General features: G+C 65.4%; 18 protein-coding genes and 1 tRNA gene. 10 read left to right on the top strand and 9 right to left on the bottom strand.

Features of this window, described 5'->3' with window-relative positions; translation table 11 throughout:
- Positions 1-14: 14 nt before the first annotated feature.
- Entirely contained in the window at positions 15-275 is a 261-nt protein-coding gene (gene rpsR / locus ACWDTF_RS10515; RefSeq protein WP_240856427.1) for a 30S ribosomal protein S18, read from the top strand.
- A gap of 604 nt (positions 276-879) precedes the next feature.
- Here rpsR and ACWDTF_RS10510 read toward each other — a convergent pair.
- Positions 880-2,691, bottom strand: coding sequence for a cation:proton antiporter (locus ACWDTF_RS10510; RefSeq protein ID WP_449754350.1), 1,812 nt, complete (start codon positions 2,689-2,691; stop codon positions 880-882).
- 165 nt (positions 2,692-2,856) lie between these two features.
- Between ACWDTF_RS10510 and ACWDTF_RS10505 the strand changes: the two genes are divergently transcribed.
- From ACWDTF_RS10505 to ACWDTF_RS10490, 4 genes are all read left to right on the top strand, one after another.
- Positions 2,857-3,861 carry an AurF N-oxygenase family protein gene (locus ACWDTF_RS10505; protein ID WP_240856425.1) on the top strand — a complete coding sequence of 335 codons (1,005 nt, stop codon included), beginning with the start codon at positions 2,857-2,859 and terminating at the stop codon, positions 3,859-3,861.
- A gap of 33 nt (positions 3,862-3,894) precedes the next feature.
- Complete coding sequence (locus tag ACWDTF_RS10500) at positions 3,895-5,454, top strand: 4Fe-4S binding protein (protein ID WP_433258478.1); 1,560 nt, start codon at positions 3,895-3,897, stop codon at positions 5,452-5,454.
- Positions 5,455-5,471: 17 nt separating this feature from the next.
- Positions 5,472-5,948 carry a hypothetical protein gene (locus ACWDTF_RS10495; protein ID WP_240856423.1) on the top strand — a complete coding sequence of 159 codons (477 nt, stop codon included), beginning with the start codon at positions 5,472-5,474 and terminating at the stop codon, positions 5,946-5,948.
- 120 nt (positions 5,949-6,068) lie between these two features.
- Complete coding sequence (locus ACWDTF_RS10490) at positions 6,069-6,875, top strand: maleylpyruvate isomerase family mycothiol-dependent enzyme (RefSeq protein WP_240856422.1); 807 nt, start codon at positions 6,069-6,071, stop codon at positions 6,873-6,875.
- Positions 6,876-7,307: 432 nt separating this feature from the next.
- On the opposite strand, the gene ACWDTF_RS10485 is transcribed toward ACWDTF_RS10490, so the two are convergent.
- Positions 7,308-8,759 carry a DEAD/DEAH box helicase gene (locus ACWDTF_RS10485; protein ID WP_240856421.1) on the bottom strand — a complete coding sequence of 484 codons (1,452 nt, stop codon included), beginning with the start codon at positions 8,757-8,759 and terminating at the stop codon, positions 7,308-7,310.
- A 275-nt stretch (positions 8,760-9,034) separates the two neighbouring features.
- A complete protein-coding gene (locus ACWDTF_RS10480) occupies positions 9,035-9,643 on the bottom strand; it encodes a helix-turn-helix domain-containing protein (RefSeq protein WP_240856420.1) in 609 nt (202 codons plus the stop codon).
- A gap of 18 nt (positions 9,644-9,661) precedes the next feature.
- Here ACWDTF_RS10480 and ACWDTF_RS10475 point away from each other — a divergent pair, with 18 nt between their 5' ends.
- Both ACWDTF_RS10475 and ACWDTF_RS10470 read left to right on the top strand, forming a co-directional pair.
- Entirely contained in the window at positions 9,662-10,429 is a 768-nt protein-coding gene (locus tag ACWDTF_RS10475) for an AzlC family ABC transporter permease (protein ID WP_240856419.1), read from the top strand.
- Positions 10,426-10,746, top strand: coding sequence for an AzlD domain-containing protein (locus ACWDTF_RS10470; RefSeq protein WP_240856418.1), 321 nt, complete (start codon positions 10,426-10,428; stop codon positions 10,744-10,746). The genes ACWDTF_RS10475 and ACWDTF_RS10470 overlap by 4 nt, the downstream gene beginning before the upstream one ends.
- 9 nt (positions 10,747-10,755) lie before the next feature.
- On the opposite strand, the gene ACWDTF_RS10465 is transcribed toward ACWDTF_RS10470, so the two are convergent.
- Positions 10,756-12,072 (bottom strand): family 1 glycosylhydrolase, encoded by a 1,317-nt coding sequence (locus ACWDTF_RS10465; protein WP_240856417.1) that lies wholly within the window; start codon positions 12,070-12,072, stop codon positions 10,756-10,758.
- A gap of 183 nt (positions 12,073-12,255) precedes the next feature.
- On the opposite strand from ACWDTF_RS10465, the gene ACWDTF_RS10460 reads away from it, so the two are divergent.
- Entirely contained in the window at positions 12,256-13,773 is a 1,518-nt protein-coding gene (locus ACWDTF_RS10460; protein ID WP_355275144.1) for a hypothetical protein, read from the top strand.
- A 185-nt stretch (positions 13,774-13,958) separates the two neighbouring features.
- Here ACWDTF_RS10460 and ACWDTF_RS10455 read toward each other — a convergent pair whose 3' ends face one another.
- Positions 13,959-14,918, bottom strand: coding sequence for an esterase/lipase family protein (locus ACWDTF_RS10455; RefSeq protein WP_240856415.1), 960 nt, complete (start codon positions 14,916-14,918; stop codon positions 13,959-13,961).
- Between the two features lie 200 nt (positions 14,919-15,118).
- Here ACWDTF_RS10455 and ACWDTF_RS10450 point away from each other — a divergent pair, with 200 nt between their 5' ends.
- Entirely contained in the window at positions 15,119-16,318 is a 1,200-nt protein-coding gene (locus ACWDTF_RS10450) for an arylsulfotransferase family protein (protein WP_449754349.1), read from the top strand.
- Between the two features lie 10 nt (positions 16,319-16,328).
- Here the strand turns inward: ACWDTF_RS10450 and ACWDTF_RS10445 are convergent, their stop codons facing one another.
- Complete coding sequence (locus ACWDTF_RS10445; protein ID WP_433258466.1) at positions 16,329-17,111, bottom strand: hypothetical protein; 783 nt, start codon at positions 17,109-17,111, stop codon at positions 16,329-16,331.
- A gap of 87 nt (positions 17,112-17,198) precedes the next feature.
- Here ACWDTF_RS10445 and ACWDTF_RS10440 point away from each other — a divergent pair.
- Positions 17,199-17,271: transfer RNA gene (locus tag ACWDTF_RS10440), tRNA-Ala, on the top strand.
- 410 nt (positions 17,272-17,681) lie between these two features.
- Here the strand turns inward: ACWDTF_RS10440 and ACWDTF_RS10435 are convergent.
- The 3 genes from ACWDTF_RS10435 to ACWDTF_RS10425 form a co-directional block, all read right to left on the bottom strand.
- Complete coding sequence (locus ACWDTF_RS10435) at positions 17,682-18,128, bottom strand: hypothetical protein (protein WP_240856413.1); 447 nt, start codon at positions 18,126-18,128, stop codon at positions 17,682-17,684.
- A gap of 1 nt (position 18,129) precedes the next feature.
- Positions 18,130-18,540: a hypothetical protein gene (locus ACWDTF_RS10430; RefSeq protein ID WP_240856412.1), complete on the bottom strand. Its 411-nt coding sequence runs from the start codon at positions 18,538-18,540 to the stop codon at positions 18,130-18,132.
- A gap of 561 nt (positions 18,541-19,101) precedes the next feature.
- Entirely contained in the window at positions 19,102-19,929 is an 828-nt protein-coding gene (locus ACWDTF_RS10425; RefSeq protein WP_449754348.1) for a formate/nitrite transporter family protein, read from the bottom strand.
- Positions 19,930-20,001: the final 72 nt, after the last annotated feature.

Below are 20,001 nucleotides of genomic sequence, written 5' to 3'. Positions count from 1 at the left end.
CTCAGGAGCCATCGATGCCCAAACCCTCTCGCCGACGCGCGGCCGAACCCGCCCGCAAGGCGCGTAATCAACTGACCGCACAGGGAATCAAGGTGGACGGTCGCAACCCGGTGGACTACAAGAACGTCTCCCTGCTGCGCACCTTCCTCTCCGATCGAGGCAAGATCCGCAGCCGACGAGTCACCGGATTGTCACCCCAGGAGCAACGCCAGGTGGCCACCGCGATTCGCAACGCACGAGAAATGGCGCTGCTGCCCTACGGCAGCAATCGCTGACTCGACGAGTTAGGCGAACAGGGCTCTGACCTGCGCATAAGCGTCCACCACCCCACCGCTCTCCGAGGTGCCCGAGACGCCAGCCGAGGGATGCCGCCTCGAAGGGCAGGCGAACGGGCCACGTCAGCGAGCCACCGGACCACTGAAAGTAGGGGAAGGTTCTTCCCCTACTTTCTGCCCCTGCTTGTTGAGTCGCCCGCGAGAAGATTCGCGGGGAGGGCTCCAAGAATAGGGGACGAGTTTCTTCCCCTACTTTCTTGGGACGCTTCGGACGGCGTCGCTCTTCCCACCTCCAGGGTCGCCGCCGCAGGTGGCGGGTGGGTCGCTGACTCGGCGAGTTCGGTTGCCAACCCCCGAATCGGGGAGAAACGCCAGCGACCCGACCGCGAAATCTAGGGGAAAGCGCGCGTGCCACCAGGTCTTCCGGGCTCACGACCGTCAGCCAACGACCTGGATCGTCGGAGCAGGGCTGCGACATGGACCTCATTTGTGAGGTCTTTGTGATCGCGACGCGTCGCGATGCCATAAATCGTGTGTTCAGTTAGAAACCCGATGTACACCAGCGGTTTCTGGCCACCCGTGATCTCCGGCTGTCGGCGGCCAGTCAATCCTCCGTCCGCATGTCGAGACTGATCTCCTCGGCATCGAGTTGCTTGAGTTCGCGGGTGAGAAGGGCCGACGAGTAGGTGCCCTGTTTGCGCAACGCGAGCAGGGTGCGGCGTTGGGCTTCGATGATCGCGCGTCGGGTCTTCTCGAAACTCGCGCGGTAGTCCAGAGCGCTGCCGGTGGCGTCCTCGTCCTCGTCGGATTCCCGTTCCATCTGCTCGATCCGGGCGCGCAGCCACGGGAATCGTTGCACCGCATCGGATTCGGTCATCACACGTTGCGCGGTCTTGTTCAGGTCGGCGCGCAGGCGGTCGTGCTCGGCGGCGAGTTCCTCGGGCTTGTCGGCGACCCCGAGCTTCCTGATCAGCCACGGTAGGGTGCCCGACTGCAACAGAAGCGACGCCGCAGCCACCACAAAGGCGATGAGCACCAGCAGCGAGCGGTAGTGCGTGTCCGGGTCCAGCGTCTGTGCCGCCGCCACCGTCACGACGCCGCGCATTCCCGCCCACACGACGAGCGTGCCCTCCTTGGGGCCCAACGGAGCGGCGAGGTAGTAGTCGATGTCCGCGATCTGGCGACGAATGCGCAAACTGTAGAGCCGCGCGGTCTCGGGTCCGAGCTGCGATACGTCAGCTGGTTCGCCTGCCCCTTTTCGACCGGACAGTGCGCGTCGCAGCCGGCGGTCGACCTTCTGGCGTCGTCGCTTGCCCGACGACGTGGCACCCGACGCCGACTGCGCCGACAATCGCTGCGTCTTCGCATGTGAGGTGATGTTGTCGTTCATCGTCTCCAGGTATGGGCGCACCGCCAACCCGCGTTTCGCCGCCCGATTCAGCAGCCAGGCCAGCGGTGTGACATACAACGCTCGGATGAGCAGCGTCACCGCCAGCGCGGCCAGTCCGATCCACACCGCGCGCATCACCCCTTCGTGGTGCCTCTCCACGTCTTGGATCAGCGCGAACACCTCCAGACCCATCAGCAGAAACACCCCGCCTTCCAGGATCAGCTCGACGGTGTGCCAGTTCTGGGTGTCGGAGAGCCGGTGCTGCGGCGTCAGGTAGCGCGCCGCGCCGGCACCGGTGATCAGGCCGGCGGTGACCGCGGCGACCAGGCCCGACGCCTCGAAGTGCTCGGCCGGCAGATACGCCAGGTAGGGCGCGGTGAAGGAGATCGCGGTGTTCACCGTCGCATCCGAGACCCGCGATCGCACAAGCAGATTGAGCACCCCGACGACGCTGCCGATGATCACCGCGCCCACCACCGCCCACGCGAAACCGAGGACGACGCCGCCGAACGACACACTCATCGAGATCGCCGCCATCGCCGAGCGCAGCAGCACCAGGGCGGTGGCGTCGTTGAGCATGCTCTCGCCTTCCAGCACCGCCGTCACCCGCGACGGCGCGCCCATGCGTTTCGCGATCGCGGTGGCCACGGCGTCGGTCGGACTCACGATCGCGCCGAGCGCGATACCCGCGGCGAGACCGATGCCGGGAATCAGCCAGTAGAAGAAGAACCCGAGCGCAACGGAACTGATCACGACGAGCACCACCGAGAGCGCGCTGATGGTCCCGAAGTCCCGTCGGAAATCCATGGTCGGCATCGAGACGGCCGCAGCGTAGAGCAGTGGCGGCAGCACACCGACGAGGATCCATTCGGGATCGATCTCGACCTCGGGCACGCCGGGCATCACCCCGATCACGGCGCCGAATACGACCAGCACCAGCGCGGGTGCGACGTGCACTCGAGGGGCCAGTTCGTGCACGGCCGCGATCGCGAGCACAGCAAGGACCACCAGCAGGACATGCTCCATGGAGACCATCATCGTCCATCGCCGCGTCGGGATACCCCGATGACACCCCGTGCCATCAGCGAATGTGACATTGAATGTTGACAAATAGCCCCGCTGGACATAGTTTCGCAACCAACACACCTGACGCGACTCTCGGTCGCGTCGACGACGAGAGAGGCGAGGACGATGACCGACGCCGCCGTGCGTTACGTGCCCGAACATGACAAGTCCATCGCTGCAGATGACTACGCCCAGGTCCTCGACGACCTGTCGTCCGCGTCGGTGCACCGCAATTTCGATCCATACCTCGACATCGACTGGGACGCACCGCACATGGCGGTCGTCGAGAACGATCCGCGGTGGATCCTCTCCTACGACGTGGACCCCATCGGTCGCCACCCCTGGTACCAGAACCTGCCGCAGGACAAGCAGATCAAGATCGGCATGTGGCGCCAGGCCAACGTGGCCAAAGTGGGACTGCAGTTCGAGTCCATCCTGATCCGCGGTCTCATGCAGTACAGCTTCAAACTCTCCAACGGCGACAAGCGATTCCGCTACACGACGCACGAGTCCAAGGAAGAGTGCAACCACACCCTGATGTTTCAGGAACTGGTCAACCGCATCGGCATGGACGTTCCCGGCGCCAAGGTCGGCTACCGGCTGATCTCGCCGCTGGTCCCCCTGGCGTCGACGACGTTCCCGAGCATTTTCTTCTTCGGCGTCCTCGGTGGCGAGGAGCCGATCGACCACTTGCAGAAGGACTTCCTGCGCACCCGCTCGAACCTGCACCCGGCAATGGCAGCGGTGATGCAGCTACACGTCGCCGAGGAGGCCCGGCACATCTCGTTCGCGCACAACCACTTGCGCGCCACCGTTCCGGGTAAGGGCCGCATCCAGCGGTTCGCGCTGTCGTTGATGTTCCCCCTCACGATGCGAATCCTGCTCGGCGCCATCATGGTTCCGCCGCGCTCCTTCGCCAAGGAGTTCGACGTGCCCCGCGAGGTGATGAAGGACATCTTCTGGCGTTCCGGAGAGTCCAAGCGTGTGCGCCGCAACGTCTTCGGCGACGTGCGGATGCTGGCCGAACAATGCGGCCTGATGAACCCGATCTCCCGGTTGGTCTGGCGCGTGCTGGGAATCGACGGCCGGTCGTCGCGGTTCCGCAGCGAACCCATCTACACCGCAGCCTGATTCGACCAATCCGCCTACCCAGCAAGCAAACTCATGCCTCATGTCGTAACGCAGGCGTGCTGCGGTGACGCCTCGTGCGTCTACGCATGCCCGGTCAACTGCATTCACCCCACACCCGAAGAGCCCGATTTCGGCATTGCCGAGATGCTCTACATCGACCCGTCGACGTGTGTCGACTGCGGCGCCTGCGTAAGCGCGTGCCCGGTCGGCGCGATCGTTCCCGGCCACCGCCTGCCGGAAGGCCAGGAGCGGTTCGCCGACATCAACGCAGCCGCCTACGCCGATCCGATGGACGTCGGCGCACGGTTCCCCGTCGATCCTGCGATGCGGTTACCCCTAGCCCCCATCGACCAGCCGCGTCGGATCGCCGTCGACGGCGATGTCACGGTCGGGATCGTCGGATCGGGACCGTCGGCCATGTACGCCGCCGACGAACTGCTGCGCCACCCCAGCATCTCGGTCACCATCTACGAGCGCCTCGACAAACCGTTCGGCCTGGCTCGATACGGCGTCGCACCCGATCACCTGGCCACCCGCACGGTGATGCGGCTCTTCGACGACGTCGCGGCCAACCCCCGGCTCGACATCCTGCTGAACACGCAGGTCGGACGCGACATCACGCTCGACGAGCTGCGCGCACGGCATCATGCGGTCATCTGGGCCGGCGGCGCACCCACCGACAAGCGTCTCGACATCCCCGGCATCGACGCGCCCGGCGTTGCCAGCGCGACGTCGTTTGTCGGCTGGTACAACGACCATCCCGATTTCGCCGACCTCGACCGGGGCGAGCGAAGCGACGGGAAATGTCTGGACCTGGATGGCGAGAGCGCTCTCGTCATCGGCAACGGGAACGTGGCACTGGATGTCGCCCGCATCCTGGTGTCGGACCCCGACGCACTGGCGCACACCACGATTTCGCGTCGGGCCCTGCGTGCACTGCGGACCTCGCAGGTGCAGGAAGTGATTGTCGCGGGTCGACGCGGCCCCGAACATGCGGCGTTCACGCTGCCCGAACTGGTCGGACTCGTCGACTCCGGCGTCCCGGTGGCCGTCGACCCCGCTGACCTCGACCACCTCGACCCCCAGATCCCACGCGACGCGACCGACACGGCGAAGCTGAACCTGTTGCGCGAGATCGCCGATCGTGGCGTACCCGCCGAACGACACATCCGGCTGGCCTTCTTCTCCTCGCCGCTCGAGGTCATCACCTCGTCGAAGGGCGTGGCCACCGGCGTCGTCCTCGGCCGCAATCGGGCCACCGCAGACGGAGGTGTCGAGCCGACCGGCGCGACGATCACTGTCGACACCAGCCTGGTGCTGACCTCGGTGGGTTACCGTGGGCGGCCCGTTCCGGGTCTGCCGTTCGACGAATCGACCGGAACCATCAGCCATCGCTCGGGACGCGTGTACGACGGCGACGACCCGCTGACCGGCATGTATGTAACCGGCTGGATCAAACGCGGACCGTCGGGCTTCATCGGGACCAACAAGACCGACTCCGCCGAGACCGTCGCCGCGCTGATCGCCGATCTGGAGTCCGGGGCACTCGGGGCACCCGCTGCGACTCGTCGTCGCAGACTCCTCGCGCGGTAGGCATCTACGCTGGGGCCATGGCAGCGGCATACCAGCGCACCACCACACACGCCGACCTGACCGACCTGGCTCCCGGCATGGCGACCGCTCTTCGCGAGCACGCCAAGTCACATCAGTTGCAGATCACCGACGATCTGCCGGCCTGGATCACCCGGAGCATCAATCCGCCGTCGACGACGTTTTTCGGCAAGCTGTTCGGGCGGCGAGCCAACGCCGTCGATCCCGATTCCGAGCACCAGACGCTGGTGGTTCTGCATCCGACACACCTGATCGTCGTGGTGTCGGGCGCACAACGCGGTACCAGTGCGCTGTCGGTGCCGCTCGCCCGTGCCTCGATGCAGCAGCTGGGTCCGACGTCCGACGACGGCTTCTCGGTCACCGGTTTCGGCGCGGATGCTCAGCCGGGCAGTCTCCACATCGGGGTCGGCGCACCCGATGGCACGGCGTGCCAGGAAGCCGTCCGTGCGGCGATCGTCGGCGCGAAGAATCCCTGACCTGTACTGCCACAGCGCATCTGATCACGGATCAACTCAGTTTGGTGACGACCCGGATTCGATGCCTCGCACACCCCGGCCTCCGGGAGTAATCTCGTCCCCCATGTGGGGGACCCACCGATGACGCAGATGTACTCGAGATTCGATTACATCGACGCTGCCCGTGCGACGGCAGCCCAGTTCGCCGCACTCGTCAGTTCGGTCACCGATCCCGAAGCCCGACTCTCGGCAACCCCCGGCTGGACGGTGGCCGATTGCGTCGGACACGTCTCGACCGCACCGGCCCGCTATCTCGCCCTGGCCCGCGGTGTAGGCGACTGGTCGTTCCACGCCGCTGACGTGCCCGATTTCAACGCGAAACAGATCGCGAACCTCACCAGCCGCGACATTCCGATCCTGGTCGCAACCCTGCTCGACGACCTCGACGAGCTTCTCGACGCGGTCGCCCACTTCGGTGCGCAGGTACCCAAGATGCACTTCGACGGCGATCGGATGATCCGGGCCGACGCGGCGCTGGGCATCCTCATCGGCGAGTTCGTGGTGCACGGACACGACATCGCCCGCACGGTCCGCGCGCCATGGCCGGTGGACCCGGAGGTGGCGGCGATGATCGCCCGCGGACGACACCAGATCTTGCCGAGCTGGGTGAACGCTTCGGCCTGCGCCGGCCACTTCGCCACCTACGACATCCACCTGCGCGGCTCCGACGAATCGTTCATCTACGAGTTCACCGCGGGAAATCTGGAGATCAACCCGCCCGACCCCCGGCCCACCGACGTCCACATCAGCGTCGAGCCAACCACGGCGCTGTTGGCCGGCTACGGTCGTTGCTCACCGATGTGGGCGGGCGTGACGGGCCGGGCCTTCGCCTGGGGTGGCAAACCCTGGCTGGCTCCGGCACTCGCCAAACGGTTTCTGCCTGCCTGATTCGACGAGTTCGGTGACTAGCGCTCTGACCTGCACATAAGCGTCCACCGCCCCACGCTCTCGGAGGTGCCCGAGGCGCCAGCCGAGGGATACCTCGAAGGGCAGGTGAACGGGCCACGTCAGCGAGCCACCGGACCACTGAAAGTAGGGGAAGGTTCTTCCCCTACTTTCTGCCCCTGCTTGTTGAGTCGTCCGCGAGAAAGTTCGCGGGGAGGACTCCAGGGGTAGCGGACGAGTTTCTTCCCCTATTTTTCGTGGATCATCGTCGCCGCGTCGCGCTCCACGGCCCTCTTCCCGCCTCCACGATCGCCGCCGCAGGCGGCGGGTGGGCCGCTGATCCGACGAGTCTGGTGACAGGCCTCATCCGTTCGACGTTGGGTCCGGATTCCAGGCTCAACTTCAAACGGATCGTCTTGGCTTGGATGGACGTGGTCAGCCGGCTGCGCGCACCGCGCGTCGGCGTCCGCGCGACTGCCCGGCACGACGATGAGCCGCGCCCTGGGCGCCACCACCTGAGTGTCCGGTGCCCGCGTGTCCGCCGCCTGCGTGTCCGCTGCCGGTGTGTCCGGTCCGGCGCGCATTCCCGGCACCGCTGCGACGACCATCCGCCGCACCGGCACCCGAGTGTGACCGGCCGGAACCGCGTCGACGCTGCTTACCCGGCTGGGACTTGCCCGACTGGGAGCGCGCCTGCGGAGCCTTCGCCGGCGCAGGTGCGACGTGCGCGGCACGCTCGCCGACCAGGACGCCGACCGCCTCGGAGGTCGGCGACACCACGGTCGGCGACACCGAGATCTTGGCCTTGCGCAGCAGAGCAGCGACGTCGCGCCGCTGGTCGGGCAGGCACACCGTCACCACGTCGCCTGCGCTGCCCGCACGAGCGGTACGGCCCGAACGATGAAGGTACGCCTTGTGTTCGGCGGGCGGGTCGACGTGCACGACGAGCTCGATGTCGTCGACATGCACGCCGCGGGCCGCGACATCGGTCGCGACCAGCACGCGCACATCACCGGAACCGAAAGCGCCCAGGTTCCGATCACGTTGGGGCTGACTGAGATTGCCGTGCAGGTCCACCGCCGGGATGCCACCCTCGGTCAGCTTGCGAGCAAGCTTCTTGGCGTGATGCTTGGTGCGGGTGAACAGGATTCGACGCCCGGCGCCCGACGCGAGTTCGGTGATCAGCGCCGCCTTGTCGCTCGCGGACACCTCGAAGACGTGGTGGGTCATGGCCGCGACCGGCGAATTGGCCTCGTCGACCGAATGCATCGCCGGGTTGTCGAGGAAGCGGCGTACGAGCTTGTCGACGCCGTTGTCGAGGGTCGCCGAGAACAGCAGGCGCTGTCCGTCGGCGGGAGTCGCGGCCAGAATCCGGGTGACGACCGGCAAGAAACCGAGGTCGGCCATGTGGTCGGCCTCGTCGATGACCGTGATCTCCACGTCGTCGAGCGTCACGATGCCCTGCTTCATCAGGTCGTCCAAACGGCCCGGGCATGCGACGACGATGTCGACGCCACGCCGGAAAGCCTGCTCCTGGCGGGCCTGTTTGACGCCACCGAACACGGTGGTCACGCGCAGGCCGACGGCCGCCGCGAGCGGTTCGACGACGCCCGCGATCTGCGTTGCGAGCTCACGGGTCGGGGCCAGGACCAGGCCGGTCGGCGCGCCCGGGGTGCGGGCGACCTTCAACTCGGCCAGACCCGCGACCAGCGGGATGGAGAAGGCGAGGGTCTTACCCGAGCCGGTTTTTCCGCGACCGAGGACGTCGTTGCCCTCGAGGGTGTCGCCCAGGGTGTCGGCCTGAATCGGGAATGCTTCGGTTTTACCTTCGGCGGCAAGAACTTTCACCAGTTCTGCGGGCACACCGAGGGATTCGAATGTGGTCATGTACTGCTTTCTGCGTTGAGGCACGCTCCGATCGCGGCCATTGCCGGTCGATCTCAGGTGCTCAGATGGCGAACACGCAGGTGTGCGGGTCCGTTCGCCGTACGAAGTCGTGGAGCAGGGGCCGGGTTGCGGACTGGGTCTGTTTGTCCTGCGGCCGCGCTGCGAATCAGCGTTCTACGACGCGTTGACGTCGCCCATCGGGCGCGTCACCGCTGACCACCCTACGTGTCTAGTAGTCGCACGGCCAATTCTGTGACCCACGTCGCCTTTGGCCGTCAGAACGCTTCGCTCAGCATCACCGCGACCGTGCCCGGCTCCAGTGCCGCGAAAACGTGCTCCACGTCGCCCGGATACGAGATGTAGTCACCGGGTCCGAGTTCCTCCGGTGCGTCGGTCGGTCCGAGTCGGGCGCGGCCTGCGCTGATCACGACATGTTCGACGATCCCCCGCGCATGCGGCGCCGATATCCGCGGCTTGCCGGGTTCGGCCCGGATGACATACATGTCCCGGCGTGATCCGGGCGCCGCGGTGGAGAGCAGCGTCGCCGAGTAGTCGGCGTCGGCTGCTGGAATCACCGGACCGCCGCCGAAGCGGATGACCTCGACGGTCGGGGTCGGCGAGTCGAGCAGTGCCGAGAACTGTATTCCGAGGGCAGTCGAGAGGGCCCACAACGTCTCCACGCTGGGGTTTCCGTCGCCCGACTCGAGCTGCGACAACGTCGACTTGCCAATACCCGCACGTCGCGCGAGTTCGCCGATCGACAGCCCCGCCCTGGTGCGCTCACGTTTGAGCGACGCCGCGACCAGCGCTTTGGGATCGGCGGTCGCGCGGCGCGAGTCGTTCGGTTCATTGAACGAGTGTCCGTCTTGACGAACAGGTGTCATGTGTTCATTATAGTGGACATGCGTTCGGCTTGGAGAACATTAGACGGCTCGACGGTGCGTGCGGTGGCCGTCATGTGCCTGTCGGTTCTCGTCATCGGCGCGTCGTACGGCGTCACGGCCCATGGCGCGGGGCTGACGTGGTGGCAGATCGTCGGCATCGCGACCGTGGTGCTGGCAGGGTCGTCGGAGTTCGTCTTTGTCGGAATCCTTGCCGCCGGCGGCGCCCCCATTCTCGGTGCACTCGCCGGAATCCTGGTCAACACACGCAATTTCGGCTACGGGCTGGCGGTCGGCAAACATCTGCCAGGCGGTCGGGGTCTGCTCATTCGAGCCCACCTCATCAACGACGAGACGGCGGCGCTGACCACTGCGGAACGCGATCCCCGACGGGCTCGCGCAGCGTTTTTACTCTGCGGCGCAGGCATTCTCGTGGCCTGGCCGGCCGGTGCGGCAATCGGTGCCGCAATGGGCGGCGTCATCGCGTCGCCGGAGGCGCTCGGCCTCGACGCCGCCTTCCCCGCACTCCTGGCCGCACTCGCGATCCCAGCGTTGCGTGATCGTCGAACCCTGCTTGCGGCACTCGTCGGCGGCGCTGTCGCACTTATGCTCACGCCGTTCACCCCAGCTGGCCTGCCGATCCTCGGCGCACTCGCCGGGTTCGCCGCCCTCGAAGCGCTGCGTCGTCCGCCGAAATCTGTACCTGGGAGCGTCGTCGGGTGCACTGTGCACTCGGCAGAGCCCCGGGGTACAGAATTCCTACAGGTCGACGAGGCGGGTTTGCGATGAGCGGATGGGCTCTGGGAATTGCTGTCGGGGTGCTCGCTGTTGGCACCTACCTCATCCGGCTCGCGGGTCCGACGCTGCGCAACCGCATCACGATCTCGTCCGCCACCGAGGCCCTTCTCGACCGCGCCGCGATCGTCCTGCTGGTGGCCGTTGCCGTGACCGGCACGATGTTCGTCGACCACGATTTCGCCGGCTGGGCTCGGCCCGCGGGTGTCGGGGTCGGCGTCGTAGCCGCGCTGTGCAAGGCGCCGATCGCCGTCGTCGTGATCCTGGCCGCCGCAACAGCCGCTGGACTACGCCTGCTCGGACTCCCCTGACCCTCGTGGTCAGCGCACCACCGCTGGATGGGTGCAGCTGTCGGGAACGGCGACCAGCGAGCAGGGCACAGGCATGCGGGTGGGCCGGTATCCCACCGGAACGCCGCGGGCGGCCGTGATTGCACGATAAGCGACAACGCCATCGGTGGCATGGCGCTTCAGCGACGGATCACCCTGTGCGTCAACGGTGTACAGACCGAACCGCGCGTCGAAGTCACCCCATTCGTAGTTGTCCGTCAGGCTCCAGTAGTTGTACGAAACCACCGGCACACCGTCCTGCTTGGCGCGTTGCAACCAGTACACGGTGTCGCGCAGATGATCGCCCCGACGGTATCCGTCGGCTCGCCAACCTCGCGGATCGGTGGCCAGACCGTTCTCGACCACCCGGATCGGCTTCCCCGGAAACCGTTGCGCCACATGACGAAGGACGTAGTAGATGGACTCCGGCGCCTGCGAACTCTTCCAGAACTCACCGGTCGCGCCATATGCCACCGACGCATCGGTCACCGAGAACGAGTAGTAATGGTCTACGCCAACAAAGTCCAGCGTGTCTCGAAGTCGTTCCGGGAAGAGACTTTCCAACCACGACTGGACGCCCGGCACCGGGAAGTACGCCAAGTTCGACGACACCTGCGCGCCCGGCTGCACGGCGTGGATGTGACGGTAGATTGCGCGGTGGGCCGCGATGATCCCGTCGACCATTCGGCCGAGATTCTCGGGTCGCACACCGCCGTACATCAGTTCGCGACGCACGTACTCGGTCGGCTCGTTGAAGGTGATCCAGAGCGGATTGGCCCATGCGTACCGGTTCACCGCACGGTTGGCGAATGCGACCAGATCGGCGGCCATCCCGGCCCGATTCCATCCGCCCCGATCCACCTCCCAGCCGGGATGCACCCAGTGATTCAGCGTGATCATCGGTCGCATGCCGGAGTCGACGACGTCACGGATCACGCGGTCATAGAACGCCCAGCCCGCCGGATCGTAACGACCGGGCGCGGGCTGCACCCTCGACCACTCGATCGACGTCCGATAGATCCCGACGCCGAGCGACTTGGCGCGGGCGATGTCGCCGCGATACTGGTGGAAGAAGTCGACCGCCCTCCCGACCGGTTGGTCGACCTTGCCCTGCTTGCCGTAGCGCAACCAGTTGGAGTCGCGGTTGTAGCCCTCGGACTGGAATCCCGACTGTGCGACGCCGAACTGGAACCCGGGTCCGAGGTCTGGTACCGCTGCGCGCGCGGGCGTCGGGCCGACCAGCACCAGCATGGCCGCAGCGAGTGCGACCGACACGATCATCGTCATGAACACTCGAAACTGGCGCATCTCTGGATTTCTACCCCATCGACGACGCCGCCGACGCACGAATCGACGCGACGATCTCACACGTGACGGGGGATGCCCCGCGCCGTCGCACGTGCGATTGTCTGTGTGATGTTCTCCGACCGACCTGTTCGGAGCACCACCACGAAGTACGGTTTTCGCGACACTTGAGTCCACAGGAGCGCCATGACCACCGAGCCACCACCCGCGGACGATTCATCGTCGGAGAGTACCGACTCCGACGACGCGACCCCTACCACCGAGATCACCAGCGACTCACCTGAGCCCGCAAAGACCACACCGGTCGTGACCGCTCCGCTGAACAAGCTAGAAGCCGACGAACGTGCCGAACTCGAGCGCCTGCGCGCGGAGGTCGCGTCGCTGCGTGCGAAGACCGACGCCGAGTCGAAACAGGACGACAAACTCCCCCGGCACCTGGGCCGACGCATCGTCGCCGGTTTCCTGGTCGTGGTGTGCGCCCTCTTGGCGATCCTCGGCGTGGTCACCCGCTACATCCAGAACGACATCATCAACACCGACCGCTATGTCGCGATGGTGACGCCGATCGCGGCGAATCCAGCGGTTCAGGATCAGGTGATCACCTCCATCACGACCGCGATCAACGACCAGCTGAATCTCGAAGCGGTGGTCGGCGACGCGCTGCAGAAGATCGTCGACGCGACACCGGCCGACCGGCCTCGAATCGATGCGGCCTTCGTCGGACTGGCACCGGTCATCGCCGGGCAGGCAACGTCGTACATCAACAAGACGGTCAGCGAGTTCGTCCGATCCCCCGACTTCCAGACGTTGTGGATCAACGCGAACAAGCGTGCCCAGGAACGCATTCTGGGTCTCGTGAGCGCCGACCCGAAGAACGCCGCGGTCAAGATGGACAAGGCGGGCACGATCAGTATCCAGCTCGGCCCCATCATCGATCAGGTGAAGCAGAGGCTGGTTCAACGCGGATTCTCGCTCGCCGCAAGGATTCCCACGATCAACAAGGAATTCGTCATCGTCCAGTCGGCGCCACTTGCCCGGGCGCAGAACACTTTCCACGTACTCGACCGCGCCGGCACCTGGTTGCCGTGGATCGCGCTCGCATGCGCCATCGGGGCGGTGGCCCTGGTCGGTGCAGGCCGACGACGCGCCATGGTGACGACCGTCGCGGTCGCACTCCTGATCGCCATGTTCGCGCTGGCACTAGGCCTGCTGATCGGACGGTCGTTCTACCTCCACGCCATCCCGACCGACGTGCTGTCCCCGGCTGCGGCGTCCTACATCTTCGACACGCTCATCAATCCGCTGCGAGTACCGCTTCGCGTGGTTGCCGTGATCGCGCTCGCCGTCGCGATCATCAGCTTCTTCAGCGGTCCGTCGCGCACGGCGTCGGCGACCCGAGACGCGTTCCGGCACGCCGCTCTGATGGGTGGCCGAGGCAAGCGCGAACCCAACAACATCGAGCAGACGCTGTGGCGCATCCGCATCCCGGTGCGGGTGACCATCGCGGTGGCGGCCGGCCTGGTCCTGGTGTTCTGGGAGTTCCCCACAGGTCTGGTGGTGTTCTGGACCGCGGTGATCGCCGTCCTGGTGCTCATCGCCTTCGAGTTCGCCGCCGCACCGGGCCGCAACGCCGTCGCTCCGAAACCGGATTCCTCTGCCGGCGAAAGTCCGACGCCGACCGAGCAGGTCACGGCGGCCACCTGAGCGCGTTCTCGGGAGGAGCGCCCCTGTCGATGGCTGAGGCGCGAGCCTCGAAGCCGTTGGTGAGATGACATTGTCGTCTCACCGGCCCCTTCGAGGCTCGCTCCGCTCGCACCTCAGGGAGCGTAAGGGGACACCTCAGGGAGCGGGTGGAAGGCCTGCTCAGGGAGCGGATGGGACTCGTCGAATCAGAATGCAGCACCGGTGAATGGCGCTGCGCGGTCGCATGGGACCGGACGTGGGTGTTGCGGGTCGAGGGCGTTGAGTACGAAGTACGCCGCCCGGCGCGACCCCGCGACGCCTGCGTGTTCGGTGTAGTCGACCGGGCATCCGTCCTGGACGACGATGTTGCGCGTGTTCCGGCCGGGCGGCAGACCGAGCCAGTACGGGACGATCAGTTCGTCGTGGCGGGTGGCGATGTTGGTGTATTCCACGTTCGGGAGGTAGTAACCCCCTGCGCGCACCTTGCGTAGGAACGGTGACTGCGGATCGAGTTGGAAGCACGCATGGCAGACCGGAACCTGCTCTGCGCTGACGCCCAACCCGCGCCAGAACGGCAGCAGGAGGTCGGTGCCCGCCAGCGTCGTCCCGTTCCAGGCCGGGGCGAGCGACACATACTTGCCGATCTTGTTCCGCCCACCAAGGTATTTCGCGTAGTACGCGGGCACGACGGTCCCCTGCGAATGCCCCACGACGTCGAACTTCGACGCCCCGGTCGCGCGGAGCACCTTGTCGACGAACGTCTTGAACTGCTTCGCGCTGTCCTCCATCGTGCCCATGCCGCCGATGGCGCTGCCGGGCCACGGCAGGTACGTCGGCGCGCCGTAGGTCAGGGCGAAGACGCAGTACCCCTCGTTCTTGAGCAGCGGCACGTAGGTTCCCCAGTTGGTCTGCTGGGAGCCGCCCGTGCCGTGCGCGAGCACCACCGGCCGGGGATGCCGCGACGACGGTTTGCACGCGAAGTCGTTGGAGCCTGGCAGCGAGCCGCCCGGATGCGCGAGTTCGGCGGGGATGCCGGCGAAGAAGTTGAACGTCACCGGCAGCGGTTCGGCGCGGAGATTGCCCGCGGCAAGGAACGATCCCGCGAGAACTGCAGCGAGGAGCGCGCTCAGAGCAGCGCGGCGGAAGGCAGGCTTGGTCAACGGCATGACGCCGAACCTAGCAAGTGCTTGGTTGGCAGGTGGCACGGTTGACCGAATCTGCGGAAACCTGGTGTTTTGTGCCGCCCGATCGCAACTCCGGAAGCTGCAGCAACCGCCCTGATTGATCCGCTTTGCCCGGCATGTCCGCGTTGCGCCGGCGTCGGATGCGGCGAATCATGCATTCGTCTGTCTCGAAGGGGGTCGTCATGCACCGTCAAACGTTGGTGGCGCGCATTGCGCTGTTGTTCGCCGGAGTCTTCGGCGTGAGTGCTCTGCTCGCGCCGGACGCCACGGCGCTGCCGACCCTGCCGTTCGGAACGCCCACCTACACGGTGCAGGTCAACAGACCGGGCGGCGCGCCGGGCTACATCTTCTACACCAGCGGCCTGGCCGCGGCGGTGCCGTTCACCGTCGGCGGCCCGGGGCTCGACCAGTTCGGGCAGGCCAACATCATCGTCGACAAGTCGGGCAAAGAGGTGTGGCGCTACGTCCCGCCGAAGGGCCAGAGCGTCTCCAACTTCCGCACCCAGGTCTACCAGGGCCGCAAGGTGCTCACCTGGTGGCAGGGCGGCGGCGGTGGCGGGCACGGCGAGGGCGTCAACTACATCACCGACACCCGCGGCCGTCTGATCACCACCGTGACGCCCGGACGCCTCAAGTCCGACGTCCACGAGTTCCGGTTGACCCCGGACGGTCGGGCGCTCATCACGTCGTACGTCCCGATCGCCGCCGACCTGAGTTCGGTCGGCGGACCGCGCAACGGCACCATCCTCGACTGCGTGGCCACCGTCATCGACGTCGCAACCAAACGTGTTGTCCTGCAATGGTCATCGCACGCACACATCCCAGTGTCGGAGACGGCGCTGCGGTATGGCGACCCGCGCAACGCCGTCCTCGGGTCCACCTTCGACCCGTACCACATGAACTCGATCGTGCTCGACCCGTCGGGCAACCTGCTCTTCTCGTTCCGGAATCTGAGCGCGATCTACAACGTGGACATCCGGAGCGGCAAAGTGAATTGGCGTCTGGGCGGCAAACATTCAGATCTCAAGCTGGGCGCGGGTGTGGCCATGCACGGCCAGCACGACGCCGAATACGCCGGCCCGAACACCATCCGCGTCTTCGACAACAACATCACCGGCACCCAGCAGTTGGGCACGTCGAGCATCAAGTGGATTCGCCTCGACCTGCAGCGTCGGACAGCGCATCTGGTTCGGGCGCAGAGGCATCCAGCCGGATTGTCGGCGGCCGCGACCGGCAACGCTCAGGGGTTGTCGAACGGAAACACGTTCGGCAGCTGGGGAACTGCGCCGCACATCTCCGAATTCAGCCCCAGCGGGCAACTCGTCTACGACGCGACGCTACCCATCGGCACCTACCGCGCATATCTCGACACCTGGCCGTGACGGTGCGTCCCTAACCGGCGTGTTCTGCCTCGCCTGACTCGTCGTCGGCCTTTTTGGGCTCGACGGTGTCGGGGTGCGCGACGATCCACGCACGACCACGCTTCACCGCACGGGAAAGCGCAAGCCGCTCACCGATATACAGAGCCGGCGCGCCGATCAGCGGAATCCAGGCGAGCATCCGGAAGAAGAAGATCGGTTGGGGTCGGCGATCGAGTTCGTCGCTGATGGCGCGCAAGGTCTTGGCCGTGTCCCAGACAGCCCGTGTCAGAGACTTCTTGCGCGCCTTGCCTTCTGCCGGTAGCGCCGGTTTCGATTCGACGCCCACGTCCGGATCGACGAGGTCGCGTTGACACAGCACCGCGCCAAGCAGACGCACCTGCTTCGCGCGGTCGGTGACGCCGTATTCGCGGGCGATCGCGACGAGGACCATCGCCTGATTCGCGAACCCCAGGACCGACGCGACCGGAAGCTTCTTGGTCCACGCTCCGAAGATGCCGGGAAACGCGACGGCACCGGTGTTGATGGTGCCGATGCGGCTGACCCACCAGCTGGCCCGCTTGTTCATCGGACGCTCCGACCACCCCTTGGTGCCCGGCCAGTCGGCGGCATTCAGGAATCGGGCGGCGTGATGCTTGGTGCGTTCCAGACCGGACTCGTCGTCCGCATGGTCGTGGAAGGTGTGACCCTTCAGACCGAACGGGTCGCGTTCGGCGAGGGCGTCGAGCACGGGGTTGATCCCGGCCACGGCATTGTCGAGAACCGTCGCGATCTGCTGGTCGGACATCTGCGCCACACCCGAAGCCTATCCGGCTCCGGGTGCGTTTGGGATGTGCTCGGCATCGACTGATAAAGTGACACGCGGCCGGTCGAGAGACCGCCCGGGGCTATGGCGCAGTTGGTAGCGCGACTCGTTCGCATCGAGTAGGTCAGGGGTTCGATTCCCCTTAGCTCCACAATCGCGAGACCCCCTCTCACCTGCGAAGGAGCAGGAGCTAGGGGTCTCGTCGTCTGTCTGGCCGAACCTGAAGGGCACAGCCAGGGCACGCCCGGCGAGTCGCGCCCTGCGACTACGATTGCTCCCGTGAAGCTCTGACCTGTACGTCGAGCGGTGGAGCAGGCGTTGGAGGTGACCACGCGACTCGGAGCCTCGAAAGGGCGCTGCTGCCCGGCACCGTTGGTACGGCGCCGCTTCGTCATCCGGCCAACCGTAAACCTAGGATTGGTGTGCTGTCCACAGGCAGGGTGAAGGCACTCTCGAAGCGCGCTCAATCTGCGGCAAGGACGTCGGTCACAAGTCCCAACGAGATCGCTGAGCTTTGCTCCGATCTGCCACATCTCTTGTGGGACGGGCGGTGCCGCTCTACTACGTTGCCCGCGCAAGCCCTTCGTAGGCCTCAGAGCTAAGCAGTCCCTCAGTTAGCGGTTGATCAGCGGGTGGCGGACTTTTTACCAGCTTGTCGCTCGCTCGGAATGCGGACTCTACGGCACGCATCACCAGAGTATGGAGCTCCCGATGCTGCTCGGCCTCGGCAATCGTGATCGTGTCGACCTCTCGACGCACTGTCGAAGCGAGGTTCTTCACCGCGTAGGAGGACTGAATCATGAGCGAATGACCGTCGGCTTGCGGAGTCCATGCAGCCAGGGCTACAAACACAAGAACGTCAGGATCGGCAGTGCGACGCAGCGCCACGGACTCTGTGACGCCATGTCTATCGATCCCCAAGTAGACGGTTTCCGCACCGAATTCGTGAAATGCCTTCTCCGTGGCTGTCACGACCGACTCACGGATTTCCGTGTCAATCAGTTCCATTTCACCGAACCTCCACAGCCCATCCGGGTGAAGCTATTGCCCCGGACTCATACCCGTTGGGCAGCAGGTACTCGATACCTCCGCCCAGGGAGCACTCCTTTGGTCCCTTAACGTAATCAATACCAGTTGGGTCAAGTACCACAACCCATCTACGCACACTCAACGGCTTCGGCAGAGCAAGCCATTGATACACCTCGTCCATAGAGTAAGGCGTCGGACACACGAACGTCGGGTGGGTTCGTCCTACCTCATCCGGATGCTCGACATACCTCAGAAGCATACGTCCGCCCAGCTCTGCAGCGATCTCGGCGCCAGTCCGTTCGGGGAGGTCGTTGATGTCGGTGTCAGCAGGACTCATCTTGCCTCGCAGCATCAGCTTGTCGAGCTGAGTAGCCAGAAATCCGGCGCCCATGGACTGCCCCTCCCATACGGACGGTCACTGAATCCACAACAAGTAAGTAGTCAACAGTACATGGATTGCTTGACAAGCCGCTGAATAGCTCGCAGCCGAGCGCGGAGAGGCGTCGATGGCGAATTCGCTCGACGAGTTGGCGACGGATGTCGGCGCCCCGGGGAACCGCCCAATTGTCAACCAAGGGCGATCGCCTTCCCGAACTCGATCAAGGCACGCGTCGACAGCGTTGGCCGAGGAACCAGACGAGTACTCGCTACGGCACCTGCTTCGAACTGCCTAGCGGTGATCGCATGTTGAAGCAGAGGGCAGTCCGCAACAGGCCCAAAGGCCGCTTCCAGGCGCCAGCGAAACCAACTTCGCGACCGCAGTGGTTCACACACAACCAACTCAGGTTTGGCGCAGCAAATACCCCGGAAGCCTCGTTCACATCGAGTAGGTCAAGGGTTCGATTTCCCCTAACTCCACTAGAGAACGCCCAGTTCACGGCGGCATTCAGCGGATTGGGCTCGTATCAGCGGGCGTCGGCTGCTCGACGCGTTGGTCGACAATCACGATCGTTCACCCGTCGCTGTAGTTACTTCCTTCCTTGCGCTCTTCCTCGACCAACTCCTTCGTCCGCAAGAGCCGCAGCGATGTCACGATCACGACTCCGCCGACGATGTTGAACAGCACTGCGTACCAGAAGAATCCGAGCCAATCGGCATAGCTGACGTCGGCTCCGGAGAAGATGCCGCCGAAGATGAGCAGCGAGTCGAGTACCGAGTGGAAGAGTTGGAGGCCGGCAAGTAGAAAGGCCGCGCCGACACACGCAATGATCCGCGCGACGGGCGAATCGGTGCCCTGTTGCATCCGGGTCAGCAGGGTCATCGTGCTCCCGCCGAGCACTGCCAGGCAGATGGATTGCAGATTGAGAGGCGCGTTGACAAAGTATTCGGCCGATTCGGCCAGCGTCGAACTCCACTCGGGAAACGCGCGGGTCACGATCCACATCATGATCGCGCCGCCGACCAGATTGGCTGCGAGCGTGCCGACCCACAGTTTGGCCAGGTGACGAAGCTTGCCGTCCCGCGCCACGACTGCGGCGATCGGCATCAGGAAGTCCTCGGTGAACAATTCGCTGTGCGCGAGGTAGATGGCGATGAGTCCGATGGAGAAGGCCACGCCGGCGAGAAGGTGATTTCCGGTCTCGTGGAGCACGGCAAGCATCGCCATGATGCCGACCGATACCTCGATCCCGCCGAAGAGTCCGGTGATGATGACGGCGCGCGTTGTGCGATGCAGGCGTTCGGCACCCTCGGTGACCACGGCCTCAAAACTGCGTTCGAGTTCTTCTTCGACGGGTGCGTCGTTGCGGCCGATGCGCCGTCGCTGTGTGTCGTCGCTCATCCTCGCCCACTCTTCGAAACGCGGAACGTGCTTTGCCGCCGCCAACACAGCTCCACTGCTTTGCCTACGTCC

This window comes from Gordonia sp. NPDC003422 (assembly GCF_053588675.1).
The sequence above is the reverse complement of the archived record's forward strand: the minus strand, read 5'-3'. Positions and strand labels throughout refer to the sequence as shown.